Source organism: Exiguobacterium sp. UBA6309 (assembly GCF_002439205.1).
Classification (GTDB): Bacteria; Bacillota; Bacilli; order Exiguobacteriales; family Exiguobacteriaceae; genus Exiguobacterium_A.
In genome coordinates, this window is record NZ_DJTL01000032.1 from 1 (window position 1) to 25,296 (window position 25,296).

21 protein-coding genes and 1 riboswitch are annotated in these 25,296 nt (G+C 48.5%); of the genes, 17 read left to right on the forward strand and 4 right to left on the reverse strand.

Annotation, left to right across the window (positions count from 1 at the left end):
- Positions 1 to 84: 84 nt before the first annotated feature.
- Positions 85 to 666 carry a class D sortase gene (locus B3M90_RS10950; protein WP_290784089.1) on the reverse strand — a complete coding sequence of 194 codons (582 nt, stop codon included), beginning with the start codon at positions 664 to 666 and terminating at the stop codon, positions 85 to 87.
- Between the two features lie 134 nt (positions 667 to 800).
- Between B3M90_RS10950 and B3M90_RS10955 the strand changes: the two genes are divergently transcribed.
- The 3 genes from B3M90_RS10955 (at position 801) to B3M90_RS10965 (ending at position 4,280) form a co-directional block, all read left to right on the forward strand.
- On the forward strand, positions 801 to 1,979 hold the full coding sequence (locus B3M90_RS10955; protein WP_056063414.1) for a CamS family sex pheromone protein: 1,179 nt from the start codon (positions 801 to 803) through the stop codon (positions 1,977 to 1,979).
- A gap of 257 nt (positions 1,980 to 2,236) precedes the next feature.
- Complete coding sequence (locus tag B3M90_RS10960) at positions 2,237 to 3,091, forward strand: MurR/RpiR family transcriptional regulator (protein ID WP_290784092.1); 855 nt, start codon at positions 2,237 to 2,239, stop codon at positions 3,089 to 3,091.
- A 13-nt stretch (positions 3,092 to 3,104) separates the two neighbouring features.
- Positions 3,105 to 4,280, forward strand: coding sequence for a M20 metallopeptidase family protein (locus B3M90_RS10965; RefSeq protein WP_290784094.1), 1,176 nt, complete (start codon positions 3,105 to 3,107; stop codon positions 4,278 to 4,280).
- Between the two features lie 55 nt (positions 4,281 to 4,335).
- Here the strand turns inward: B3M90_RS10965 and B3M90_RS10970 are convergent, their stop codons facing one another.
- A complete protein-coding gene (locus B3M90_RS10970; RefSeq protein ID WP_290784096.1) occupies positions 4,336 to 4,530 on the reverse strand; it encodes a YwbE family protein in 195 nt (64 codons plus the stop codon).
- 195 nt (positions 4,531 to 4,725) lie between these two features.
- On the opposite strand from B3M90_RS10970, the gene B3M90_RS10975 reads away from it, so the two are divergent.
- The 3 genes from B3M90_RS10975 (at position 4,726) to glsA (ending at position 9,226) form a co-directional block, all read left to right on the forward strand.
- Complete coding sequence (locus B3M90_RS10975) at positions 4,726 to 5,583, forward strand: DnaJ C-terminal domain-containing protein (protein ID WP_290784098.1); 858 nt, start codon at positions 4,726 to 4,728, stop codon at positions 5,581 to 5,583.
- Between the two features lie 6 nt (positions 5,584 to 5,589).
- On the forward strand, positions 5,590 to 8,166 hold the full coding sequence (gene clpB / locus B3M90_RS10980; RefSeq protein ID WP_290784100.1) for an ATP-dependent chaperone ClpB: 2,577 nt from the start codon (positions 5,590 to 5,592) through the stop codon (positions 8,164 to 8,166).
- Positions 8,167 to 8,293: 127 nt separating this feature from the next.
- On the forward strand, positions 8,294 to 9,226 hold the full coding sequence (gene glsA / locus B3M90_RS10985) for a glutaminase A (RefSeq protein ID WP_290784102.1): 933 nt from the start codon (positions 8,294 to 8,296) through the stop codon (positions 9,224 to 9,226).
- Here the strand turns inward: glsA and B3M90_RS10990 are convergent.
- The gene (locus tag B3M90_RS10990) at positions 9,217 to 10,005 is read right to left on the reverse strand and encodes a CHAD domain-containing protein (protein ID WP_214856372.1); all 789 of its coding nucleotides are present in this window, start codon (positions 10,003 to 10,005) and stop codon (positions 9,217 to 9,219) included. The genes glsA and B3M90_RS10990 overlap by 10 nt on opposite strands.
- Before the next feature lie 92 nt (positions 10,006 to 10,097).
- On the opposite strand from B3M90_RS10990, the gene B3M90_RS10995 reads away from it, so the two are divergent.
- The 5 genes from B3M90_RS10995 (at position 10,098) to B3M90_RS11015 (ending at position 17,540) form a co-directional block, all read left to right on the forward strand.
- Positions 10,098 to 11,453, forward strand: a complete 1,356-nt coding sequence (locus tag B3M90_RS10995) for an MATE family efflux transporter (protein ID WP_290784104.1) — start codon at positions 10,098 to 10,100, stop codon at positions 11,451 to 11,453.
- Positions 11,450 to 14,008, forward strand: coding sequence for a bifunctional lysylphosphatidylglycerol flippase/synthetase MprF (gene mprF / locus B3M90_RS11000; RefSeq protein WP_290784106.1), 2,559 nt, complete (start codon positions 11,450 to 11,452; stop codon positions 14,006 to 14,008). The genes B3M90_RS10995 and mprF overlap by 4 nt, the downstream gene beginning before the upstream one ends.
- 183 nt (positions 14,009 to 14,191) lie before the next feature.
- Positions 14,192 to 15,349, forward strand: coding sequence for an N-acetylglucosamine-6-phosphate deacetylase (gene nagA, locus B3M90_RS11005; RefSeq protein WP_290784108.1), 1,158 nt, complete (start codon positions 14,192 to 14,194; stop codon positions 15,347 to 15,349).
- Positions 15,346 to 16,107 carry a glucosamine-6-phosphate deaminase gene (gene nagB / locus B3M90_RS11010; protein WP_290784110.1) on the forward strand — a complete coding sequence of 254 codons (762 nt, stop codon included), beginning with the start codon at positions 15,346 to 15,348 and terminating at the stop codon, positions 16,105 to 16,107. Before nagA ends, nagB begins: the two co-directional genes overlap by 4 nt.
- 323 nt (positions 16,108 to 16,430) lie before the next feature.
- On the forward strand, positions 16,431 to 17,540 hold the full coding sequence (locus B3M90_RS11015; protein WP_251137983.1) for an LCP family protein: 1,110 nt from the start codon (positions 16,431 to 16,433) through the stop codon (positions 17,538 to 17,540).
- Positions 17,541 to 17,597: 57 nt separating this feature from the next.
- Here B3M90_RS11015 and phnF read toward each other — a convergent pair whose 3' ends face one another.
- Complete coding sequence (gene phnF / locus B3M90_RS11020; RefSeq protein WP_023467107.1) at positions 17,598 to 18,332, reverse strand: phosphonate metabolism transcriptional regulator PhnF; 735 nt, start codon at positions 18,330 to 18,332, stop codon at positions 17,598 to 17,600.
- Positions 18,333 to 18,460: 128 nt separating this feature from the next.
- Here phnF and B3M90_RS11025 point away from each other — a divergent pair, with 128 nt between their 5' ends.
- The 6 genes from B3M90_RS11025 to B3M90_RS11050 all read left to right on the forward strand — a co-directional run bounded on the left by B3M90_RS11025 (position 18,461) and on the right by B3M90_RS11050 (position 25,291).
- Positions 18,461 to 19,609: an alanyl-tRNA editing protein gene (locus B3M90_RS11025; protein ID WP_290784113.1), complete on the forward strand. Its 1,149-nt coding sequence runs from the start codon at positions 18,461 to 18,463 to the stop codon at positions 19,607 to 19,609.
- Positions 19,606 to 20,034 carry a GNAT family N-acetyltransferase gene (locus B3M90_RS11030; protein ID WP_056063443.1) on the forward strand — a complete coding sequence of 143 codons (429 nt, stop codon included), beginning with the start codon at positions 19,606 to 19,608 and terminating at the stop codon, positions 20,032 to 20,034. The genes B3M90_RS11025 and B3M90_RS11030 overlap by 4 nt, the downstream gene beginning before the upstream one ends.
- Before the next feature lie 118 nt (positions 20,035 to 20,152).
- On the forward strand, positions 20,153 to 21,358 hold the full coding sequence (locus B3M90_RS11035) for an argininosuccinate synthase (RefSeq protein WP_290758273.1): 1,206 nt from the start codon (positions 20,153 to 20,155) through the stop codon (positions 21,356 to 21,358).
- Positions 21,355 to 22,725 carry an argininosuccinate lyase gene (gene argH, locus B3M90_RS11040; RefSeq protein WP_290758276.1) on the forward strand — a complete coding sequence of 457 codons (1,371 nt, stop codon included), beginning with the start codon at positions 21,355 to 21,357 and terminating at the stop codon, positions 22,723 to 22,725. The genes B3M90_RS11035 and argH overlap by 4 nt, the downstream gene beginning before the upstream one ends.
- A gap of 70 nt (positions 22,726 to 22,795) precedes the next feature.
- Positions 22,796 to 22,973, forward strand: a riboswitch (Lysine riboswitch).
- 112 nt (positions 22,974 to 23,085) lie between these two features.
- Entirely contained in the window at positions 23,086 to 24,285 is a 1,200-nt protein-coding gene (locus tag B3M90_RS11045) for an aspartate kinase (protein WP_290784115.1), read from the forward strand.
- Positions 24,286 to 24,298: 13 nt separating this feature from the next.
- Positions 24,299 to 25,291 carry an aspartate-semialdehyde dehydrogenase gene (locus B3M90_RS11050; RefSeq protein ID WP_214856386.1) on the forward strand — a complete coding sequence of 331 codons (993 nt, stop codon included), beginning with the start codon at positions 24,299 to 24,301 and terminating at the stop codon, positions 25,289 to 25,291.
- The last annotated feature ends 5 nt before the right edge of the window (positions 25,292 to 25,296 follow it).

The window sequence follows — 25,296 nt, forward strand, 5'->3', positions numbered from 1 at the left end:
TCTCGTTAGAGAAAAATTGCACACTATCTTCAGTTTCAAAGGAAGGCGGGATTCCGCCTTACTTTATTCGTATTGATCCAATTGTCACGAAGCAATCGTCTCGCTTCGAATTAAGGTACCTTGTTTGATGAGACGATTCGTTGCCGTTTCCGGTGGATCGCAAGTAATCAACGTAATCGTCGGGGAGACGACGGATTGATCGAGGACGGACAACGTCGTCGGTGTGACGAGACGACTTGACGTGATCCGGTACGTATACCGATGTGTTTTCGTCGTGACGATAACGGTATCGCCTTTCTTGACGTCAGGCAGACGATTGAAGTGAAGACCTTCTGTGAAGCTTCGGTGTCCGGCGAGCGCATAATTGCCTTTTCCAGGCGATCCGGTTTTCGGAATATGACCGATACTTCGATCGAGGACTGCTGTCGTCGACCCCTCTAAGATGACTTGTTCAAAATCAATGCTTGGTATCGAGAGTAATCCGACACCTGATTTTGCAAGAGGTTGTTTGGTTTCTTTTGCATCGACGATTTTTAGACTGTTGGTCCATTGTTTCTTTAAATGTTCAGCTTCTTGTTCGCGCTGATAATCACTGATGAAGGGCCAAACGATGAGAGCGATGCCTGCTAACAAAAAAAGCAGACCGATGAATTTACGGCGTGTCATGATAAAAAGTCCTTTCGGATGCGTGAGGGCGCATCATCTTTTTTGAAAAACAGGGGAAAACTTGTCCTTCCCCGATGGAAAACGATTCTGTTATGATAAAGAGAACGATTTGAAAACATGGGGTGCAAATAGAGATGAACTATAAAAAAGCAGTAGCGTTGACGTTATCGAGCACGTTATTTTTGGGTGCTTGTTCGTTCGACCTTTCGCCAAGTAGCGATACAAAAGAAGTCATTACTGAAAGTGAACAAGGTAAGGAAGTCCAAGCCGTCGTCAGTCCAGCCATTGATACGACGGATTCGTATTACCGGACGGTCTTACCGTTTCGTCCAAGCGTCGCACGTGGAATGACACAAAAGCGTGTCAGTTCGCGTCTTGAACTCGATGAAATCGAAACAGGATTGATGCGTCATTCGACACAATTTTTTGATCCGGAAAAATACTATTACCAAGAAGGTCAGTTACTCGAAGCCGACCAAATCGCAAAATGGTTGTTACGAAAAGGGAAAGCAGGCGATGGCGTCAGCGATCCTGAAGGTTTAAACCCAGCCTACACGTCAGGTAAGTCATATAAAGAAAAAAATCAAAAGTCACCTATGATTCTATCGCATATCTTAGAGCAAGACTACATGCTTGAAGAAGATAAGAAGCTTGAACTCGGTGGTACATCAATCGCTCTCGTCTTAAATAGTGAGTATGTTTTCCAAGATGAAAACTATGGACCGACCTATACCGTTAAACTTGATGAAAAGAAAGTCGTTGCTGAAGGGAAGCGGATGGCAAACGATTTAGTCAAGAAAATGCGTAAGACGCAGGGTATGAAGACGACACCGATTCACGTCGCCCTCTACCTCCAGGAAAAAGAAGGTTCACCGGTTTCCGGTCATTATCTCTCGTCTGCATTCATCGGTCGCGGAAATCAAATCAGTGCGAACGACTGGAAAAACTACAATGAACGCTATTATTACTACCCGTCAGCACGCGCGACGAATGATGTGCGAGATGATGCGGCGAAATTTGATTTATTCAAAGACCGTCTAGAAGACTACTTCCCGAACTACACCGGTATGATGGGGGAAGGCTTCTATCAAGAAGATGAACTTAAAAAGCTTGAAATGAAGATTCCCGTTCAATTTTACGGAAAAGCAGAACTCGTCGCATTCGTTCAGTACGTGACGTACCTGCTTGAGAATCGCTGGGAATATAATCGAAACATTCCGACGACGATCACTGTGACGAACTTGAACGGTGATACGGAAGCGATGCTATTCCTCGATCCGGATACAAAAAAACCAATCGTCAAGATTCGTTGATTTCTCCATTTACTTTATAAAGCGACATTCCTTATTTATCGGAATGTCGCTTTATTGTATGACGAACGCTTGAAGATAGAAGTATATGAGTATGAAAGGAAGGGTATGGAAGAAGAATGATATTTTGTTTCACTTTCCCATTTTTTAGATTTACGAAAGTCAGTAGGAGAGAGCATAATGGAAGAAGAGTTCTATAAACGGGGACGGTGCGATGAATCGCCAGTTCTATTAAAGAAGATGATAAAGGAGAGATCTAAATGAATGGCGGTATCTATTCACAAATCGGAGCAGTTCGAGAAGAACTACCATCGTCCTCACGAAAAGTCGCAGACTACGTCTTGACGCATATGAACCAAATTGCGCGCATGACGATCCACCAACTCGCAGAGGAGTCGGATACAAGTGCTGCTGCAGTCGTTCGCTTTTGCCGTGCACTCGGATTAAAGGGATATCCAGAGCTGCGGATGCGGATTTCGGCTGATACGGCACGCACGGATTTAAAAGGATATCATGATATCGAAAAGGATGAACGTCCGGTCGACTTAATTGAAAAAACGCTTAGTAACAGTATTCAAGCGTTGCAGGATACAGCGAAGCAGTTAAATGATGATTGGATTGCAGAAGCGATCAGCGTTATCGACCAAGCACGTGCAATCTATTTTTACGGAATCGGGGCGTCACATGTCGTAGCGGAAGACGCTGCTCAAAAATGGACGCGTGTCGGGAAACTAGCGATTCAAGAAACGGATCAGCATCTACTTGCGACGATTTTAGCGAATGCACGCCCAGAAGATGTCTTTTTTGCGATTTCCTACAGTGGTGAGACAGAAGAAGTCGTCGAGTTGATTCGCTTGGCGAAAATCCAAGGGTTAAAGGTTATTAGTCTGACGCGTTTTGGGGACAATCGGATCAGCCAACTAGCAGATATTGCGCTTTGGACTTCGCGCGCACCGGAAGCACCGCTTCGTAGCGCGGCACTCAGTTCACGACTGGCTCAACTGTTTGCGATTGACGTCTTATTCTTGTCCTATGCTGCGGGACATTATGAAGATACACTCGAACGTCTCCAATTTACGCGGGAGAGCGTTAAGACACTGCATCAAAAAAAATAAGGGGGATACATACATGTCAGAACGAACTGACGGACTAGACGCGTTGTATCCGGAAATGGTGGAGCGGCGTCGTTATCTCCATCAGCACCCGGAGTTATCGTTTCAAGAAGTCGAGACACCGCGTTATATCGCGCAACATTTAAAAACGCTCGGAATCGAAGTCAAGACAGGAGTGGGGGGACGTGGTGTCGTCGGGTACATTCGTGGAGGAAAACCGGGGAAGACCGTCGCGTTACGTGCCGACTTCGATGCTTTACCGATTGCTGACGGAAAAGAGGTCGCGTATCGATCGACAGTTCCGGGCGTGATGCATGCGTGCGGTCATGATGGTCATACAGCGACGTTGCTTGCCGTCGCAAAGACGCTCATGCAACAGCGGGAATCGTTACCGGGGAATGTCGTCTTGATTCATCAACATGCGGAGGAAGTCGTCCCGGGTGGTGCGCGAGATATGATTGCCGATGGTTGTCTTGAAGGGGTCGATGTCATCTTCGGAACGCATCTTTGGTCAACGATCGATCAAGGACACGTCGGTATTCGAACCGGTCCGATCATGGCAGCGGCTGATAAGTTCGAGCTGATCTTATATGGAAAAGGCGGACACGGTGCGAAGCCACACGAGACGATTGATGCTGTCTTACTCGGGGCAACGATCGTCAAAGAATTACAATCGATCGTCAGTCGTCAACTTAATCCGCTAGAGCCGGCAGTCGTGACCATTGGAACGTTGCATGCGGGGAATACGTTTAATGTCATCGCAGATCAAGCGACATTAACAGGAACGGTCCGAACGTTTAATGAAGCGACAGCGGACGAAATCATTGAGCGGATGGAGCAGACGATCAAAGGAATCTGTCAGTCGGTCGGAGCGACGTATCAATTTACATACGAAAAAGGATATCCAGCTGTCGTCAACCATGCGGTACCCACCGTATTGATCGAATCCGTCGCACGAGAAATCTTAGGAGACAAGCATGTATTTGAAATCGAACCGACGATGGGCGGCGAGGACTTCGCGTATTATCTGCAACACGTACCCGGTGCGTTCTTCTTTACAGGAGCCGGGGACGCTTCGTATCCACCGCATCATCATCCCCAGTTTGATTTTAAAGAGCCAGCGATGCTTGACGCAGCGCGTATTCTGGTCGAAGCAACGTGGCGGTATTTAGAACAAGCTGTGGAAGCATGAAAAAATCGCTCGTCTTGACTCCGAAAAGGAATCAGGGCGAGCGATTGTTGTCTTCTTAACCTAAAATTTCTTGAACACGACCAACTTGTCCGTCTTCTAGGCGTACTTTGATCCCGTGCGGATGCTGCGGTGATTTCGTGAGAAGGTCTTTAACGATTCCTTCTGTTCGTCTACCTGTTCGTTGATCTTGTTTCAACACGATGCTGACTTTAAGACCAGGTGTGATATTTTTACGTGTTTTACCGTCCATCTGTAGATCCTCCCATCGTTCATTTCCTGTTTGGCTATCAGTATAACATGGTTCAGCCGGTGAAACTTGTTTGTCGCAAGGACGTAAAGTGAAAAGAGAACGGAATGTCAAAAAAAAGTTTGACTATATTTGACCAATTAAGATGTGGCTTTTATAATTAAGGTAATGAAGTATAGGAAAAGGAAGTGAACTCGAATGGCAAAAGACTATTATCAAACACTCGGTGTCGCAAAGGATGCATCGAATCAAGATATTAAGCGCGCGTACCGCAAACTGGCGAAGCAATATCACCCAGACGTCAACAAGGAGGCGAGTGCAGACCAGCGCTTCAAGGATATCCAAGAAGCCTTCGATGTGCTTGGGGATGAGGAGAAACGAGCACAGTACGATCGATACGGTAGTAACTTCGACCGGATGGCAGGTGCTGGAGCTGGGGGCGCTGGAGATTATGAAGATTTGTTCCGACAGTTCGGAGGTAGTGGACGGACACGACCTGGACAATCGTTCGGATTTGAAGACATGTTCGGTTCGTTCTTTAGTCAGGAAGAAGTGTCGACCGATGAAGAGCTTGAATTGACGGTTCCACTCAGTCATCTCAGTACGAATGAAAAAGTCACGGTGCGTCTTGCGACCGGTTCGATTCAGTTGACGCTACCGAAAGATGTCTATGACGGTAAAAAAGTCCGCTTACGTGGAAAAAGTTCGATGCGTAACCGACAAGGTGTCGCGGGAGATGTTTACGTGACGATTCACCTGAAGGATGACGATCAGTTCCGACGGGTCGACCAAGACGTCATCTCGACCGTCCGCGTTCATCCGACGACACTTGTACTCGGAGGAGAAGTCGTCGCAGATACACTTGAAGGAAAACGAATTAAACTGAAAGTCAAACCGGGCACAAAACCAGGAGCACGACTTCGGATTCCAAATCGTGGTCTGAGTCAAGCGAATGGTCATCGTGGGGCATTACTCGTCCAACTCGAAGTCAAGTTACCTGAGATGGACCGCGCCTTTTATGAAGAGTGGGAACGTCAACTTGCAGTGAAGGAGTGATCAAGGATGGATTTTGAACGTTTAACGGATCGGGCACATGAGGGAATCGTCTCTGCCCAAGCGATTGCGAAACAACGTCGTCATAGTGAAATCACAGAGTGGCATTTGTTACTTGCCTTACTTGCTCAAGAAGAGGGAATTGCACGGGTCATTTTTGAAAAGTTGAATCAACGGATTGAGACATTGAATGCAGCGATTGACGAAGCGATTGGTAAGCTTCCGGCTTTGTCCCAGGCGACGACGCCACGGATTGGGGGCTCGTTGCTGAACGTGTTGACGGAAGCGGAGACGGAAGCGCGACTCATGCAGGATGACTACGTCTCCGTCGAACACTTATTATTAGCCCTGATCAAACAATCAAGTCCAGCAGCTCAGTATTTACGTCGTCAAGGCATTACGGAAGAGACACTTCGGGAAGCGATCGTCAGTATGCGAGGCAATCGGAAGGTCACGACAAAAAATCCCGAAGAGACGTTTGATGTGCTGAAAAAGTATGGACGCGATCTCGTAGCGGACTTCCGGTCGGGGAAAACGGATCCGGTCATCGGTCGTGACGACGAAATTCGACGTGTCATCCGGATTTTAAGTCGGAAGACTAAAAATAATCCCGTTTTAATCGGAGAACCTGGTGTCGGGAAAACGGCAATCGTTGAAGGGCTCGCGCAACGGATCGTCCGAGGAGATGTACCGGAGAGTCTGAAGAACAAGCAGTTGTTCAGTTTAGACATGAGTGCACTCGTCGCTGGTGCAAAATACCGTGGTGAGTTCGAAGAGCGTCTGCAGGCAGTCTTGAATGAAGTCAAGGAGGCCGAAGGACAGATTCTCTTATTCATCGATGAGCTGCATACGATCGTTGGTGCCGGGAAGACGGACGGCGCAATGGATGCTGGAAATATGCTCAAGCCAATGCTTGCGCGAGGAGAATTGCACTGTATCGGTGCGACGACGCTTGACGAGTACCGAAAGTATATCGAAAAGGATCCAGCGCTCGAACGTCGCTTCCAACAAGTCCTCGTCGCGGAACCGGATGTCGAGGATACGATCTCTATTCTGCGTGGATTAAAGGAACGGTTCGAGATTCACCATGGTGTGCGGATTCATGACAATGCACTCGTCGCGGCGGCGATGTTATCCGATCGGTATATTACGGATCGGTTCATGCCGGATAAAGCGATTGATCTCGTCGATGAAGCATGTGCGATGATTCGGACGGATATGGAGTCGATGCCAGCTGAACTCGATTCCCTCGTCCGTCGGGTCATGCAGCTAGAGATCGAGGAAGCAGCATTAAAGAAAGAGACGGATGAAGCATCCCGGAAACGGCTTGCCGTCTTACAGCAAGAACTCAGTTCTGCCCGAGAAGATGAGAGTGCGCTTCGGACAAGATGGGAACGGGAAAAAGAGAGTTCGCAAAGTGTCCAACAGTTACGCGCGGATCTCGAGAAAGCGAAACTGGCGTTACAAGAAGCCGAGGGGCGCTATGACTTAAACCGGGCATCAGAAATCAAGTACGGTCAAATTCCAGATCTTGAAGCGCGTCTGAAAGTCGCGGAAGAATCATCTGAACACGTCTCCCACGAACTGGTTCGGGAAGCGGTGACGGAAGAAGAAATCTCCGACATCGTCTCGAAATGGACCGGCATTCCAGTGACGCGGCTTGCGCAGGGCGAACGGGAAAAGCTACTCTATCTCGAGGATACGCTTCATGAGCGTGTCTTCGGTCAAGACGAAGCGGTTCGTCTCGTCGCGGATGCTGTCATTCGAGCGCGAGCAGGTATCAAGGATCCGAATCGTCCGATCGGCTCGTTCTTGTTCCTCGGTCCGACAGGAGTCGGGAAGACAGAACTTGCAAAAGCCTTGGCGGCAGCGATGTTTGATAGTGAAGATCATATCGTCCGCATCGATATGTCGGAGTATATGGAAAAACACAATGTCTCCCGTCTCGTCGGTGCGCCTCCAGGATACGTTGGTTATGAAGAAGGCGGTCAATTGACGGAAGCCGTCCGACGGAGCCCGTATTCGGTTCTTCTATTCGATGAGATCGAAAAAGCGCACGGGGATGTCTTCAATATCTTGCTTCAGTTGCTCGACGATGGTCGGTTAACAGATGCGCAAGGACGTGTCGTCGACTTCAAGAACACGATCGTCATCATGACATCAAACATCGGTGCGCCCATCTTGCTTGAAGCAGCAAAAGATGGTGTCATCGATGCGGCGGAAGAAGAAGCCGTTCGCCAAGAACTGAAGCGTCACTTCCGACCGGAATTTTTAAACCGGATTGATGATACGATTTTGTTCCATCCACTCCACCGGACAGAGATCGAACGAATCATCGACAAAGCGGTCGAGAAGATGACTTCTCGCTTGTCTGGACGCGGCATTACGATTAATGTCACGGATGCTGCGAAGACGCTGATCTTTGAAGAAGCATTCGAACCGCAATACGGTGCGCGTCCAATCAACCGTTATATGCAACGGACGATTGAGACGAAGCTTGCCCGAGCTTTGATCAGTGGGGCGATTCAAGATGGTTCCCAGATTGCGATCGATGTAGAAGACGGTGAACTAGTCGTAAACGGATAAAGCAGATGCTAGAAAAAGGAGTCGACTCGGCTGAAACGAGTCGACTCCTTTTAGCGTTTACGGAAGAACCATATCCGCATCCACCAGATGCGTGATAAGCTAGAAAAAAAGAGAAAGAGGGAACGCCATGAATGTTACACAAGCCCAACTTGAGGAGTTGATTGAGGAGTGTCGTCCGTATACGGTGCTTGGACAAGTCGCAAGTTACATCCCAGAGCTTGCGAAAGTTGATCCGACCCAACTTGGTATCGCTGTCTGTAATGCCGACGGGACGTTCGTTTCGGCAGGTGATGCGGACACGATGTTTACATTACAGAGTGTGTCGAAGATCATTACACTGGCATTCGTCCTCGAGACATTCGGAGAAGATTATGTCTTTTCGAAAGTTGGGATGGAACCGACGGGTGATGCGTTCAATTCGATTGCGAAACTTGAAGAGACGATTCCGACAAAACCGCTCAATCCAATGATCAATGCAGGAGCACTAGCAGTGACTAGCATGTTGCCGGGAACGGATGCTGCGGATAAATTACTGCAATTGCGTCAATTCATCGCAAAACTATTGGATATTAAAGTAGAAATGGTAAAATATGACGCAGATGTCGCTGAATCAGAATTCGAAACGACAGATTTGAACCGAGCGTTGCTCTACTTCATGCGCTATCACGGCGTCATCGAAGGCAACGTTGAAGAGATCATCGACGTCTACACGAAACAATGTGCGATTTTGACGAACTGTAAAGGACTTGCCATGATGGGGAAAATTTTAAGTACATCTGGAAAAACGCCATCCGGACGTCAAGTCATCTCGCGTCGTAACGCACGAATCATCCGGGCCATCATGACGACATGTGGCATGTATGATGCATCTGGAGAATTTTCTGTCCAAGTCGGACTTCCCGGAAAAAGTGGTGTCTCCGGTGCGATCGTTGCCTGTGGTAGAAGTGATTTCGATATGGCCGATCTCGGAATCGGTGTGTTTGGTCCTTCCCTTGACGCGAAAGGCAATTCGATTGCAGGAACAAAGATGCTTGAACTACTTGTTCAACGTCACCCGTGAGCGATCTCGACTTGATCGAGTGCGTTACGCAGTTCATCCTCTAAGCGTTTGATCTGATGCAAGCGCTCTGCTTGATAAGCAGTCGGAACCTCGAATGACCGCCATCTTTCCAGTCGCTGATACGTGTCATTGATATGTCCGAGTTGCGTCTGGGTTGTTTTTAGACGATCGACAGCGGACTTCGGTTGATTCGTATAGGGACGCAAGTACTCGACCGTATAGCGGTACGCTTTCGTCGCAAGACGCAACTCATGCATCCGTTCGATACGTTTTGGACTATCCTTTCGTTGTACTTTTTCAAATTGTTCACGTTTTTTCTCATAGCGTTTCTCCGCGGCATGAATCAGTTCTTTTTCTGACATCCGCTTGAGGCGTTTTGTCATCGGACTCGCTAAAAATCGACGGACGGATCGATCCAGTTCATTTGAGATCAAGAGATGCATCGTCTCAATCAAGGTTGAACGTTTTCCTTGGAGTTGTAAGGCGACATGGTTTGCGAACAATTGGTCGATTTCTGTTTTTTTTGAAGTCGCTTCGAGCTGTACGTCGAGATCGCGCACTTCACCGAAGGCGTGCATCAGACGCTTCCAAATCAAATAGACGGGTTCTTCCGTCAACTCGACCAATCGAGCGAACGTGATCAGTTTCCGCAAGCGAATTCGGGCTTGATGGATATCTTCCGGATTTTCAAACGTTTGTGATTCTTTGGCATAATGATTGAAGGTAGACCAGGTCTCGAGTAGTTCAAAAGTCAGCTTTTCAGTATCACGATGGTTCATGAGATGAATCCCTCCTTGGATTGATTTCGTAAGAGTTCAAGAATGATGCGTTTTAAAATTAAGGAGGACTCCTCCTGAAATGTGGTGGAAACATGTTAGAAACAGTTACGTTCTCAGGAAAGATGAAGCAATTCATGAAAATCTTCTTTCCAATTCTCGTAACGCAAGTCGCGTTTTATTTAATCAGTTTTTTTGATACGGTCATGGCCGGTCGATATGGCTCTGCTGATTTAGCTGGAGTCGGTGTCGGAGCAAGTCTATGGGCACCTATTTACACAGGGTTGACTGGTATTCTACTTGCCGTCGCGCCGCTCGTTTCCCAAGCGATGGGAGCGAAACGCGAGCGGGAAGTCAAACGGATCGTCATGCAGGCGTTGTACGTCGCTGTCGCAATCATCGGTTTGACAGTCGTCATCGGACTTCTCGCTGTCAATCCGATTCTCGAGCGGATGGAGTTATCGGTAGAAGCGCGCGAAGTCGCAAGGAACTATCTCTTGATGCTAGCGCTCGGCATCGTGCCGATGTTCGTTTTCTTCGTCTTACGAACACTCATCGATTCATTAGGAAAATCGAACATTACGATGGTCTTACTACTAATCTCTTTACCCATTAACGTCCTTTTCAATTATCTATTCATTTTCGGAAACTTCGGTTTTCCGGAACTCGGTGGTGTCGGTGCGGGAGTTGCGACTGCCATCACGTACTGGATTCTTTGTCTAGCAATCATCGCTGTCGTCATGAAAGGAGAGCTGTTCCAGCGTCTTGGTGTTCTCCGACGTTTTTACCGTCCGGACATGAAGCGGATCAAGGAATTGATTCTACTCGGTGCTCCGATCGGTCTCGCGATTTTTTCAGAAGTCAGTATTTTTTCAGCCGTCACCTTGTTGCTTGGAGCGTATGGCGACGTCATCATCGGTGCCTATCAGGCTGCCATCAACTTCGCCTCGTTCGTCTATATGATTCCGTTGTCCGCTGCGTCCGCATTGACAATCACAGTCGGTTTCGAGGTCGGTGCTAAACGGATCAAGGATGCGGTTCAGTATGTTGGCATCGGATTGACGATGTGTGTTGCGGTTTCCGTGTTTTCCGGTATCCTGTTGTACTTAAAGAATGAAGAACTTGCAGCGTTATATAGTCGAGACCCAAAAGTCATCGAAGCAGCTGCACACTTTATGATTCTCGCGATTTTCTTCCAATTGTCAGATGCCGTCGCTGCACCAACGCAAGGTGCACTACGTGGGTTCAAGGACGTCAACGTCACCTTCTTATTGACGATCGTAGCCTACTGGGTCATTGGACTACCATTAGGTTTTTATCTTGAACGCTACACAGCACTTGGACCAGATGGATACTGGTGGGGGTTGATCATCGGTCTTGCGGTCGGAGCGACACTATTGCTTGTTCGTCTTATGTACTTAATCCGTAAATCAAGGAGGCTGGCATCTTGAAATTCTCAAAACAACGGCTCATGACGATTGCGAAGATCATCTTGCCGATCGTCTTGATCGGATTCATTTTTTATCAAGGACAAAATGAATTACGCAGTTTGTCTTTAAAGGAATCGATTCAAGCGATCCGCCAAGTACCATCTTGGCAGTTCATCCTGTTGATTCTCGCAGGTCTCATGGCAGTCTCGACGATGTTCTTTTATGACTTCTTTTTGTTGCGCTCGCTAGAAGCAAAAGCACCAGTCGGACTAATTTTCCGAGCGTCCTGGATTGCGAACTCCTTTAATGGCATCATCGGTTTCGGAGGTCTCGCAGGGATGGCCATCCGGTCCGCCCTGTATCGACCATTCGTTGAAGGCGGACGCCTGTTGAAAGCGATCGGTTGGATGGCGCCGACATTGATTAGCGGTTTGTCAATCTTATCGACATTATCCCTCTTGCACATCTTCCCAGCGTTTGAAGTGCTTGAAATGAAGAAATGGTTATGGCCTGTCATCATCGGTGTTGCCTTATTCTTCCCGCTCTATCTATTGTTCTCGTTTCGACGTGGGAACAGCAGCATTCATCCGAAATCGATTGCCCTATACTCTGTCGTATCGTTGGCGGAGTGGTTCAGTGCCGGTGTCGTCGTTTATCTCATTTTGGCGGCACTCGGAACGGATGTCAGTTTTGCGAAAGTCATCGGGGTCTTCATCATCGCTGCGACAGCCGGATTGATTTCGATGGTACCCGGCGGATTCGGTTCGTTCGACTTAGTCTTTTTGATCGGTATGCAACGTGCCGGAGTTGAAGAAGGTATCGTCTTGACGGGATTATTGATTTACCGTCTCGTCTACTACTTGATTCCATTCTTGATCGGTGTCGTCTTCTCGGCTCGAGAGTTCAGCGGTCCAGTCGTCAAGATGATTGAAGATAAACCAATCGTTGGTCCGTCGGTGGAGGTCGGGGGTGTCATTTGGCGTCTGCAATTGCGATTCCTCAGTAAAATTCGTCACTTCACTTTAGCGTTGATCACGCTTGTCGCGGGTATCACGATTTGGGGACTGGCGATTTTACCGCCCGTCTCCACGCAGTATGAGTATCTGGAATCGAAATTGCCCCACGAAGCGTTGTTGCTCGCGAACAGCTTCTTCTTGATGGGCGGACTATTATTCGTCCTCTTATCAACGGCGCTCTATCGTCGAACGAAGCGTTCTTTATATATGATGTACGGCGCATCGTTCTTCGCCTTGGTCGGGATGGCACTTCGTGGATTTAACCTGATTTCGTTCCTTGCCGTCGTGGTCGTCCTTGCGTTGTTATTGATGTCTCGTAACGCGTTTCACCGGGAGCGGACATTGATTACGACGTCGCGTTTCATCCGGGTCGCGTTCGTTGGTCTGTTGTACATTGGCGGGTTCGTCTTTTTCGGATACGCTTTTTATGCACTCGGGTCGGCAGATGGAACAGAAGTGTATCCGTCGCATGAGATTTTCATGTTTGCCGCGAGTTCATCCATCTTTGCGCTCGTGTATGGATTAGTTTTCATACGCTTGTTCAACACCTTTAATCAACCGGTGCTCGGTGAGCGATTCGATGCTGAAAAGATCGAGTCGGTATTGCGTGAGCAGGGTGGGAATTATTTGAGCCATTTGGCGTTTCTCGGCGATAAACGTTTCTTCTTTTCCGAAACAGGTCGTTCGTTCATCCAGTTCAGTCAGACCGGTAATCGGATCATGATGCTCGGTGATCCAAGTGGAGATCCAAAGGAGCATTCACAAGTCATTGCCTCGTTTCTGCGCCGCGTCGAAGATCTCGGATACATTCCGAACATCTATCAGATCCAAGCGCAAAACATGTCGTTGTATCATGATTTCGGCTTCAACTTCTTTAAGCTGGGTGAAGAGGCGATCGTCGATATTCCGTCTTTCACCGTATCAGGAAAAAAACGGGCTGGACTTCGCTCGATTAAAAATCGCTTTGAACGAGAAGGAATGACGTTTGAAGTGGTCGAGCCACCTTTTTCGGATGCATTATTAGCAGAACTGCAAGAGGTCTCGGATGAATGGTTAGGTGGTAAGTCTGAAAAAGGATTCTCACTCGGTTACTTCCACAAGCCCTACTTAAACCGGGCACCAATCGGAATTATGCGTGAAGCGGAAGGGCGTTTGATCGGATTCATGACATTCATGCCTGCTTACCAAGATGGGGTTTTGTCGATTGACTTGATGCGTTTTCGACCAGATGGACCGAACGGGATCATGGATGCGATGTTCATCCGACTGTTCGAGTATGCGAAAGATGAAGGATACCGGACATTCAACATGGGAATGGCGCCGCTCTCGTCCGTCGGTGAGGACGAGACGTCCTTCTGGCAAGAACGTGTGGCAGCGGATGTCTTCAATAATATTCGCTACATGTATAGTTTCACGGGTCTACGACGATACAAAGAAAAGTACGATCCAAAGTGGGAAGGACGTTACCTGGCTTACCGGAAGCGGCAATCGTTACCGATGGCGATCCTAAAAGCGACGCGTCTGATCTCTCGAAAAAAAGACCGGATTTTATTACCATGATCGACTGACGCATGAAGACGACAGTCGACGGGTATAAAAAGGGCGACCCTTTGTCTGTGGACAAACGGGATCGTCCTTTTTAAAATTTATCGAAATGTACAAAGGTCTATACAACTAGAATTAATAGCGTTATACTAAATACGGAAGCAAGTCATGGAACGGACAGAGAAAGGATGACGGCAGATGACAGTGATCATCAATGCCCGGATTTATACGGGAGAACAAACGATCGAGGATGGGTTCATTCGTTACGGTCGAACGATCGAGGCGATTGGTTTGATGTCGGAATTTAAAAAGATCGCAGGAGAAGAGACGATCGATGCGCATCATCAATCGCTCATCCCTGGAATGATCGATGTACACATTCATGGAGGATATGATGTCGATGTCATGGATGGGGATGCGAATAGTCTTCGTGACTTTAGTCGTCAGATGTTACAAGAAGGCGTGACATCCTTCTTAGCGACGACGATCACCCAAGATTGGGCAAACATCACACGAGCGCTCGAGACGGTGCGAACAGTCGTTGAGGAAGAGGACACGACGATTGTCGGTGTTCATCTCGAAGGGCCGTTCATCAACCCGGATTATGCGGGTGCGCAACCGCACGAACATATCGTTGAACCGGATGTCGAACAGTTCCTGAAATGGCAAGAAGCAGCTGGCAATACGATCAAACTCGTGACCTATGCCCCAGAACGCCCGGGAGCGCGTGCGTTCGAAGAGGCAGTGCGCTTGACGGGTGCAATTCCGTCTGCCGGACATACGGACGCGACGTATGCCCAAAACCAAGCGGGTCATGTCACGCATGGTACCCATCTTTACAATCAAATGCGCGCACTGCATCACCGGGAGCCGGGAACGGTCGGGTACTGTCTCCTGACGCCGGAAGTCTATGCCGAAATCATTCCGGACGGGATTCATAGTGCACCGGAAATGGTCGACTTCGCCTACCGGATGAAGGGCGCTGATCGATTGATCGTCATCACGGATGCGATGCGCGCGAAAGGGTTAGCAGAGGGTGAATATGAGTTAGGGGGACAAGCTGTATTCGTTCGAGACGGTGCGGCACGCCTTGAGAACGGCAGTTTAGCCGGAAGTGTCCTGACGATGGACGCTGCTTTACGAAACATCATCGCCTTTACAGGGTGTACACTCGAAGAAGCCGTCCGCATGACATCGGTCAATGCGGCAAGAGAGCTTCAATTGACACAAAAGGGAAGTCTCTCGGTCGGTAAGGATGCGGATATCGTGTTGCTCGACGAGGGATTACGTATTCAAGAAGCGATTCATCGTGGTACGCGATACCGGATCACGAACGGAAAGGAGTCTACCTCATGAAATGGATGATCGTAGAAAAAGGAGAAGAATTAGCACAGGTGGCCTATCAATTTCTGAAACAGGAAATTGAGCGTCATCCGGAAGGGTTGACAGTAGGACTTGCGACAGGCAGTTCACCGGTCGGCGTTTATGAAGAATGGCGGAAGGACTCGCTCGACTGCCGACATGTGACGACGGTCAATCTGGACGAATATGTCGGTCTCAGCCCGGCGCATCCACAAAGTTATCATACGTTCATGCAAGAACACTTGTTTAATGACGTACGCTTCAAGGAATCTTTCGTACCAATCGGGAATACGGAAGATCCGGTTAAAGAAAGTGAACGATATGAAGCGCTCGTCCGGGAGCGGGGGATCGATATCCAATTGCTCGGAATCGGAGCCAATGGACATATCGCTTTCAATGAGCCAGGTACACCGTTCGATGCCAAGACACACGTGACGGAATTGACGGAATCGACACGAGAAGCAAATCAACGTTTCTTTGATCGATTGGAGGAAGTACCGACGAAAGCGATCACAATGGGAATCGGTACGATCATGGAAGCAAAAAAAATCCTTCTTGTCGCTTCAAGCGAACGAAAGGCAGAAGCCGTTCGCGATATGATGGAAGGCATCGCGACGACGGATTGTCCGGCGACCGTACTCAAACGTCATGCCGATGTTATGGTGATCTTGGACGAAGAGGCTGCCTCTTTATTGTCAGATGACGCTAAACGTACAGGGCGGACAGCATATTTGAATTTCATGAAAGTATGACGGAGAAACACGAATGAATCACAAGGTGCAGAAACAATCGATGGATTGGCTCTGCATCTTTTTTGTTATTCCTAAAAGCAGTGAACGAAACCCGGTATCATGCGATTTTATATTTTGAGGACAGACAGGTGAGAAAATAACGAAAAAGGACATGCCGGAGCATTCATATGGATCAGGCGACGAGTTATGAAGCTTACATTATTTTGGATACAGCTATTCTGTGCCGTTTCTTTAATCGAAACGTAAATTGACATTTCATTAAATGTCCGGATAATGGAGATTAGCGAACTTTACGGAAAATTTACATGAAAATGAGGGTTTACATGATGGAAACGCGATCCGCACGAAAGAGACAGCCAAGTGCTGGCAAGATGTTCATGAAAGTCATCGCTGCACTCGTCCTGCTCGTTACAATCATCGGTTCTGGTTACGCTGGAGCTGTTTTTATTAAAACGCAAGAAACATTGGCAAAGACGCAGATTAAGATTCCCGGCTCAAAAGTGAGCTCTAAATATGATGATGTACCGTCCGAATCATTCTTGATTCTCGGAACGGATGAAACGAAAAAAAGCAAGGAACGACATGAACCGGCTCGTTCAGATGTCATGATCGTCGGAATCTTGAACAAAAAGACGGAGCAATTAGTGTTGACGAGTATTCCACGTGATTCACTCGTAAACATCGATTATTCGAAGTATGACATCCCGTACGGCAAGACGGGGGTTGAGCAAGATAAAATCACACATGCCCATTACTTCGGTTCGATGGATAAATCGAATTCCTATAATGGTATTAAATTAGCGCGTGAAACGACAGAGAACCTACTCGGGATTCAAATCGATCACGTCGTCAAAGTCAATTTCCAAGGATTCGTGCAATTGATTGATGCATTAGATGGTGTGGATATCGATGTGCGATATGCGTTTAAGGAGCAAGATTCAAAACGTAAAGCAGGTACCATCACCGTCGATAAAGGGATGCAACATTTGACGGGGGAACAGGCACTCGCCTATGTCCGGAACCGTCATGATGATCCGCTCGGTGACATCGGTCGCGGACAAAAACAAATGCAAGTCATTCAAGCGGTCGCAAAAGAAGCGGCAAGTTTCCGTTCGCTCAGTGCATACCGTGATATTTTGGATGCCGTCGGTGATAACGTCGAAACAAACTTAGGACCGAATGATTACACACGCTTAGCAGATTTCACGGCAGCACTACGTAATACGACGGAGTATCAGCTCGCTGGAGAAGGCTATATCGGCGTCAGTGGAAAATGGGAATACCATCTCGATCCGAATCAACTCGAACAAGTGAAAGGCAACTTGGCGAAGGCGATGCAAGGTCAAGAAGTCAAGCCAATCACAGACGAGACGGACGCTGCACAAGATACAACAGAACAAGCACCAGAGACAGAAACGGTCCCTGCGCAGTAATTTGTATACGAAAAACCCCTCGAGTCACCGTCTCAGCACGGCGATTCGAGGGGTTTTTCAGCGTTGGCGTTCCATTTCGACGGTGAAGGTATAGCGGTCTCCACGGTAAGCGGAGATAACGTATTCAAACGGTTGTTCCGTCGCAAGATACGTCAGTTGCTCGACGGATAGGACGGGCGAAGCGGTCGACAAACCAAGGTGACCCGCTTCCTCCTTCGTCGCGAGACGTGATTCAAATGTCTGACTCGCACGTCCGAGGTTCAATCCGCTCGCTTCAGCGAATGCATAGAGCGATGCGGTCGCGACGTCTTGATCAAGTCCGGGTAGGAGTTGTTCCGGGATGTAGACGGTCTCAAGAGCAAGCGCTTGCTCATCAGCAATACGTAAGCGTTTCAGTTCATATACCGATGCCCCTTCGCGAATCCGGAGCTTATTCGCGATCGTCATCGAGGCGTCGATGATTTGATAGGAAAGTAGCGCACTCGTCGGTTCTAAGCCTAAGTGCTCCATCTCTTCCGAGAAACTCGTCAATCCAGAAAGTTGCATGACGATTTTTTTGTTCGCGACGAATGTTCCACGTCCTTTTTGACGAATCAAGTAACCGGCGTTGACCAAGTTTGAAATGGCTTGGCGGACCGTCATTCGGCTGATTTGATGCGCTTCCGCAAATTCGCGCTCGGACGGAATCAGATCGCCAGGTTGAAGAACACCGCTTTCGATTTGTTGTTTTAAGGCAGCTTCGATTTGATAGTAGATGGGGAGTGGTGAATTTTTATTGATATGCTGAATCACGGCATTTCGTCCCTTCGCGATCGGTAGTCTTTCGTCTAGTGTACTAGGAAAAAGGCAAGCCGACAAACGATTCTGGATGAAATATGGCATAATACAGAGTGAAACTGACAGAGAAAGGTGGTCGAGGCATGCGCCCCGAACAAATAGAATCCGATGTCCGAACCTTTCAGACATCCATTCGCGCAACAAAACAAGTAGATGGTTATTGGGTCGCTTTAGAGAAAAGCTACTTCTATCCAGAGAGCGGTGGACAGCCAGCGGATTGTGGAACATTGAACGACCAACCGGTCCTTGACGTTCAAATCGAAGATGGTATTGTCTGGCACCAACTGGCGACGCCGCTCACAGGTGACGTCACCGGGATCGTGGATGACGCAGTCCGAATCGATCATGCGGCGCAGCATACGGCACAACACGTCATCTCTGCGATCCTACAAGATGAATCAAATATCAAGACACTCAGTTTTCGGACAGGGAGTGAGGTCTCGACGCTTGATATCGAGACACCTGAATGGACAGCTGTTCAACAAGAGCAGTTGGATCGACGATTACGACAGGTGATTGAACAAGGATTGCCGATCACGGCGACTGAATATGACGAGGAGGTAGCCCTACGTCTACCATTACGAAAAACACCGCAAGTCGAAGGACGGATTCGTGTCGTTCAAATCGGCACACTCGACTACAGTGCTTGTGGTGGAACGCATCTCGATTCGACGGCACAGCTCGAGTTAATTCTTTTTACTGGAGTCGAACGAATTCGTGGGAACATTCGTCTTTCTTATGTCGCAAAAGAACGGGCACATCAACTTCTACAGGCAGAACGTCATGCCTTGCGGGAAGCAGCGCAAGCTTTATCAGTTAAACCAGTTCAAATTCCAGAAGCAATTCAAGCGGTACAGGACGATCAGAAGCGCTTAACGAAACAGGTCGAACAAGCTCAAGGGCAACTCGCCGCTCTTACACTCGCTCACGCTTTGGAACAACAAGAAGGGCTTCTTATGTTTGAACATCTGGAGGAAGAGATCAAGGTTTCCGAACAACTCGCGAAAGCGATTCAAGAAGCGGGACGCGTCGGTGTCGTCTGGAATGCGACGGTGAACAAGTTACTGATGAGCAGTCCAGGTGAACCGCATCTCGGGAAGTTTGCCAAAGCGCATGTCCAAGCATTCAATGGACGAGGTGGAGGAAGTGCAGTTCAGGCACAAGCACAATTTACGAATCGGGATGATGCGATGGCATATGTCGATCGACTACGGGAGGAATATCAGTTATGACAGTCATTCAAGTACGTACAGCAGAACAACAACAAGCCGTTCGGATGATCCGGGAGCGTGTCTTTGTCGAGGAACAAGGCGTACCACGTCATCTTGAATACGATACACATGATGAAACAGCGATTCATCTGCTTGTCCTCGATGAACAGAGTCGACCGGTTGCGACGGGTCGCACACGTCCATATGACGACCAACGGATGAAGGTGGAACGTGTGGCGACGCTGTCGACAGCCCGAGGAAAAGGATACGGTGGTGAGTTGATGCAGGCGATGGAACGTATTGCGCGACGTGAAGGAAAACAACTGCTGACACTCGGTGCACAAGTCCAAGCCATCCCGTTTTATCAAGGTCTTGGGTACACGATCGTCTCCGATGAATTCGACGATGCGGGCATTCCACACCGGACGATGGAGAAGAAAATGTAAGTTATTTTGAAAGAAATCCTGCAAAAAGGGTTTCTTTTTTTTGTTTTCTATGTATATATATAATTCATAGTGAATTTTTATACAGACAAATGAATTAAAAACCAGGAGGGAATTATACATGTCAAAGCAAAAATTAATCTTAGCGTACTCTGGGGGACTCGATACATCGGTAGCCATCAAATGGTTGAGCAAGGACTATGATGTCATTGCCTTATGCATGGATGTCGGAGAAGGAAAAGATTTATCCGTCATCAAGGAAAAAGCACTCCTCGTCGGTGCGATCGAATCAATCGTTCTCGATGTCAAAGAAGAATTCGCACAAGACTTTGTCTTGCCAGCCCTTCAATATGGCGCTCATTACGAAAATGCCTATCCGTTGATCTCAGCGCTTTCGCGTCCGTTGATTGCAGAAAAACTCGTCGAAGTCGCGCATGAATATGGTGCAACGGCGGTCGCACATGGATGTACCGGAAAAGGGAATGACCAGGTCCGGTTCGAAGTTTCGGTCGCGGCACTTGATCCGTCACTCGAAGTCATCGCACCGGTTCGGGAATGGAAATGGTCACGGGAAGAAGAGATCGCCTACGCGAAAGAAAACAATGTGCCGATCCCGATCAACCTCGATAGCCCATACTCGATCGACATGAACCTTTGGGGACGGAGTAATGAATGTGGCGTCCTAGAAAATCCATGGACAGAACCACCACAAGACGCATTTGCGTTGACGGTAGCACCAGAAGACGCTCCGGATCAGGCAGAAGAAGTCATTATCGGCTTTGAAGCAGGTGTTCCAGTTTCCATTAACGGGACGACGTATCCATTAGCGAAACTGATTACGGAACTGAATATCATCGCTGGAGCACATGGGGTCGGACGGATCGACCACGTCGAGAACCGTCTCGTCGGTATCAAATCGCGGGAAGTCTATGAGTGCCCAGGCGCAACTGTTTTACTCAAAGCTCACGCTGCACTCGAGACGATTACATTGACGAAGGACGTCGCGCATTTCAAACCATTACTCAGCAAACAATATGCAGAAACGATCTACAACGGTCTCTTCCATGCGCCATTGACAAAAGGCTTGAAAGCTTTCTTGACGGCGACACAACAGGACGTCACAGGAGAAGTTCGCGTTAAACTGTTCAAAGGAAATGCAACTGTCACAGGTCGTCAGTCGGCTGTCTCGCTTTATGATGAGAAACTTGCGACGTACACGAAAGAAGATGCATTCGATCATGAAGCAGCAAAAGGCTTTATCAAATTACACGGTCTTGCCGTTTCAACGCATGCGAGTGTACATCGTCAGGCGGGTGTAACGAAATGACCAAACTCTGGGGTGGACGTTTTACGGAAAGTGCTTCCGCTCAAGCGGAAGCCTTCGGAGCATCAATCACGTTCGATCAAAAATTAGCAAGCGTTGATTTGAAAGGCAGTCTCGCACATGCACAGATGTTATTTGAACAAGGGATTCTCGCTCAAGATGAGTGGACACAAATCCAGCAAGGATTAAAGCAACTCGAAGCGACGTTAAAGGACCATTCCTACACATTAGCGGACGAAGACATTCATATGAATCTTGAGCGTTTGTTGACGGAACAGATCGGTCCAGTTGCAGGGAAACTGCATACGGCACGGAGCCGAAACGATCAAGTCGCAACCGATTTACATCTATGGCTGGAGCAGCATGTCGAAGCGTTGACGACGGCATTGCGCGAGCTCCAATCGGTCATCACGGAACAAGCTGAGCAACATATCGAGACGGTTATGCCGGGGTATACGCATTTGCAACGGGCACAACCAATCTCGCTTGCGCATCACTTGCTCGCTTATTTCTGGATGTTCGAACGCGATGTCGAACGATTGACGGATAATCAAAAACGGATCCGAAAATCACCACTCGGAGCGGGGGCGCTCGCGGGGACCACGTTCCCGATCGACCGTTTCCGTTCTGCCGAGTTGCTCGGTTTTGAGTCGGTTTATCCGAACAGTCTCGATGCTGTCTCCGATCGCGACTTCGTCATCGAATACCTCGGGATCGCCTCGACCGTCATGATGCATCTCTCGCGTTTTTGTGAGGAAATCATCATCTGGGCGTCGCAAGAATTCAGCTTCATCGAGTTATCCGATGCCTTCTCGACAGGCTCGAGCATGATGCCACAAAAGAAAAATCCTGATTTCGCTGAGTTGATTCGTGGAAAAACGGGGCGCGTCTACGGCAACCTGATGGGCTTCTTGACGACGATGAAGGCATTACCACTCGCTTACAATAAAGACATGCAAGAGGATAAGGAAGGAGTCTTCGATACAGCAGATACCGTTCTCAAGTCCGTTCAAATCTTCACCGGAATGATTGAATCCGCGACGTTTAAGACCGAAGCGCTCAAGAAGGCGACAATGCAAGACTTCTCGAATGCAACGGAACTCGCCGACTACCTTGTGACGAAAGGCATACCATTCCGCGAAGCACACGAAATCGTCGGGAAAGCCGTCCTCTACTGTGTGCAAAACGGTTGTTTCCTGAAGGACTTGAGTCTCGAAACGTATCAAAGGTTCCATCCAGACATCACAGAAGACGTTTATCCGCTCCTCGATCCGGTTCAAGCAGTGGCACGCCGGACAAGCTACGGCGGTACAGGGTTTGCTGCCGTGTCGAAGCAACTCGAACTCGCGAAGCAGCATCTTGCGACTTGACGGATTTTGAAAAAAATTAGTCAAATAACTGGATTTAACAAAAGATGTCTGCTATAACTGTAACTAACAACCGACAGATAGAGGCGCGGATGACATGAGTAGCATCATTCTTGAAGGCAAGCATGCTGAATGATGTGAAAGGGGAAGTCCGCCGAAGTGAACGAGAAGATGCTTCTTCTCATTTGCTGGTACAACGGTTAAGATCCGTTGTACTGCCGAAACCGATGTTTCGGAGCGCTATCTTACGTAAAAGAACGAATGACTTTGTCTTCGTTTGTCCGATCGTGATAACGACGGGCCGTAGGAACGCTCCTACCGGCCCGTCGTTTTTTTCTGTATCGGGACAAAGGAGATAGGATTGTGACAACTGTACTTAAATTTGGTGGAAGCTCGGTTGCGACTGTCGAACAGATTCAGTCTATTGCGAATTATTTGAAGAGTCGCGCAGCCGAAGGTGAAAAACTCGTCGTTGTCGTTTCGGCGATGGGCAAGATGACAGATTCTTTGATCGCTCAGGCGCAAGCCATCACGGATCGCCCTGAGCGGCGAGAACTCGATCGTCTGCTTGCCATCGGAGAAGAACAGACGATTTCATTACTCAGCATCGCCCTCAACTCACTCGGCGTCAAAGCGTTATCGCAAACAGGCGCACAAGCGGGAATCAGCACGATGGGATTGCATACGAAAAGTAAGATCAAACAGATTGATGGAGATCTATTACGACAAAAACTCGAAACGTACGATGTCGTCATCGTCGCCGGATTCCAAGGTGTCAACGAACTCGGTGATGTGACGACGCTCGGACGGGGTGGATCGGATACAACGGCTGTTGCCCTTGCGGCAGTCCTTGATAAACGGTGTGAAATCTACACGGATGTCGACGGTGTCTATACGGCTGATCCACGAATCCATGCCACTGCTCAACCGATTCCGCACATCTCATATGATGAGATGATGGAGATGAGCGCCCTCGGGTCGAAGGTCATGGAAATGCGGAGTGTCGAACTAGGAAAAAAATACGGCGTACACATCTTCGTCGGGAAAACACTTGAATCGAAAAGGGGAACATGGATCATGGAAGCGACGGAAACAATGGAACAAAAAGCGGTCACGAGTGTCAGTGTGACGAAGAACGTCTTGACGGTATCAATCAAACACGTACCGCAAACGAACGCAGCAGTAGCCGATATCTTCGAACTCTTATCGAACCGCCACGTCAACATCGACATGATCAGTCAAACGACGTTTGACAGTGACATCTTCCTATCGTTCTCCTGTCCACTCGACGAGGAAGAGTTCCTCGATGAAGCATTGAAAGACATCATGGATCGCTTCACGACAGTCAAGGTCGACCGCCACGATCAGCACGCGAAGTTATCTGTCGTCGGAATCGGGATGCGGGATGCAACAGGTGTTGCCTCAAAGTTGTTCGCGATCTTCCGAGCGGAGAATATCCCGTTCTATCAAGTCACGACATCAGAAATCAGCATTTCGTACACGATTGCACAAGCAGACATTGAACGGACGGTTGCAGCGATTGCAAACGCGTTCGAGTTATAAGGAGGAAAACAGCATGTATCATGTAGCCGTCATCGGAGCAACCGGCGCCGTCGGTCAAAAAATGTTACAAGTACTCGCAGAACTGGACTTCCCGGTCAGCCGCCTGTCCGCTTACGCTTCTGCTCGTTCAGCAGGGAACACGGTGCAGTTCAAGGGAGAAGATATTACGATCCAAGCGCTGACGCCAAACATCACGGAAGACGGGATCGATGTCGCGTTGTTCGCAGCAGGCGGAACGATCAGTGAGCAATATGCCCCATTACTAGCTGAAAACGGAACACTCGTCGTTGATAATTCAAGTGCCTTCCGGATGCAGGAGACGATTCCACTCGTCGTGCCAGAAGTCAATCCGCAAGCGATTCAAGCGACAGACCGCTTAATTGCGAATCCGAACTGTTCGACGATTCAATCCGTCGTCGCTTTAGCACCGCTCCAGTCACTGGGATTCGAACGGATCAACTATACGACGTATCAGGCCGTATCCGGTTCCGGTCAAAAAGGAATCGAGGATCTGGCACGCGGGGCACGCGGAGAAGAGCCCGTCAATTATCCGCATCCGATTCACGATAACATCTTGCCGCATATCGATGTGTTCCTTGAGAACGGTTATACGAAAGAAGAGCAGAAGATGATTGATGAAACACGGAAAATCTTCAATCTTCCAGCATTGCCTGTCAGTGCGACATGTGTCCGGGTTCCAGTCACGAACTCTCACTCGGTTGCAATCAACGTCACGTTTACACAACCGACGACGGTTGCAGCGATCCGTGAAGCACTGGAAGGCGCACCGGGCGTCGTCCTCATCGATGATGTCGCGAATACGCGTTATCCGATGCCACTTGACGCAAGCGGGACGGACGACGTCTACGTCGGTCGGATTCGACAAGATGATAGTCTCGCGAACACGTTCCATCTCTGGTGTGTAGCCGACAACATTCGAAAAGGTGCCGCGTCAAACGCCGTACAAGTCGCACGCCAAGCAATCGAACAGTCGATTCATTCATAAAAAAG

What these genes read in the sequence shown, in the direction of transcription:
- B3M90_RS10950 (WP_290784089.1), bottom strand. Translation starts at nt 666, where the DNA reads ATGACACGCCGTAAATTCATCGGTCTGCTTTTTTTGTTAGCAGGCATC.
- B3M90_RS10955 (WP_056063414.1), top strand. Translation starts at nt 801, where the DNA reads ATGAACTATAAAAAAGCAGTAGCGTTGACGTTATCGAGCACGTTATTT.
- B3M90_RS10960 (WP_290784092.1), top strand. Translation starts at nt 2,237, where the DNA reads ATGAATGGCGGTATCTATTCACAAATCGGAGCAGTTCGAGAAGAACTA.
- B3M90_RS10965 (WP_290784094.1), top strand. Translation starts at nt 3,105, where the DNA reads ATGTCAGAACGAACTGACGGACTAGACGCGTTGTATCCGGAAATGGTG.
- B3M90_RS10970 (WP_290784096.1), bottom strand. Translation starts at nt 4,530, where the DNA reads ATGGACGGTAAAACACGTAAAAATATCACACCTGGTCTTAAAGTCAGC.
- B3M90_RS10975 (WP_290784098.1), top strand. Translation starts at nt 4,726, where the DNA reads ATGGCAAAAGACTATTATCAAACACTCGGTGTCGCAAAGGATGCATCG.
- clpB (WP_290784100.1), top strand. Translation starts at nt 5,590, where the DNA reads ATGGATTTTGAACGTTTAACGGATCGGGCACATGAGGGAATCGTCTCT.
- glsA (WP_290784102.1), top strand. Translation starts at nt 8,294, where the DNA reads ATGAATGTTACACAAGCCCAACTTGAGGAGTTGATTGAGGAGTGTCGT.
- B3M90_RS10990 (WP_214856372.1), bottom strand. Translation starts at nt 10,005, where the DNA reads ATGAACCATCGTGATACTGAAAAGCTGACTTTTGAACTACTCGAGACC.
- B3M90_RS10995 (WP_290784104.1), top strand. Translation starts at nt 10,098, where the DNA reads ATGTTAGAAACAGTTACGTTCTCAGGAAAGATGAAGCAATTCATGAAA.
- nagA (WP_290784108.1), top strand. Translation starts at nt 14,192, where the DNA reads ATGACAGTGATCATCAATGCCCGGATTTATACGGGAGAACAAACGATC.
- nagB (WP_290784110.1), top strand. Translation starts at nt 15,346, where the DNA reads ATGAAATGGATGATCGTAGAAAAAGGAGAAGAATTAGCACAGGTGGCC.
- B3M90_RS11015 (WP_251137983.1), top strand. Translation starts at nt 16,431, where the DNA reads ATGATGGAAACGCGATCCGCACGAAAGAGACAGCCAAGTGCTGGCAAG.
- B3M90_RS11025 (WP_290784113.1), top strand. Translation starts at nt 18,461, where the DNA reads ATGCGCCCCGAACAAATAGAATCCGATGTCCGAACCTTTCAGACATCC.
- B3M90_RS11030 (WP_056063443.1), top strand. Translation starts at nt 19,606, where the DNA reads ATGACAGTCATTCAAGTACGTACAGCAGAACAACAACAAGCCGTTCGG.
- B3M90_RS11035 (WP_290758273.1), top strand. Translation starts at nt 20,153, where the DNA reads ATGTCAAAGCAAAAATTAATCTTAGCGTACTCTGGGGGACTCGATACA.
- argH (WP_290758276.1), top strand. Translation starts at nt 21,355, where the DNA reads ATGACCAAACTCTGGGGTGGACGTTTTACGGAAAGTGCTTCCGCTCAA.
- B3M90_RS11050 (WP_214856386.1), top strand. Translation starts at nt 24,299, where the DNA reads ATGTATCATGTAGCCGTCATCGGAGCAACCGGCGCCGTCGGTCAAAAA.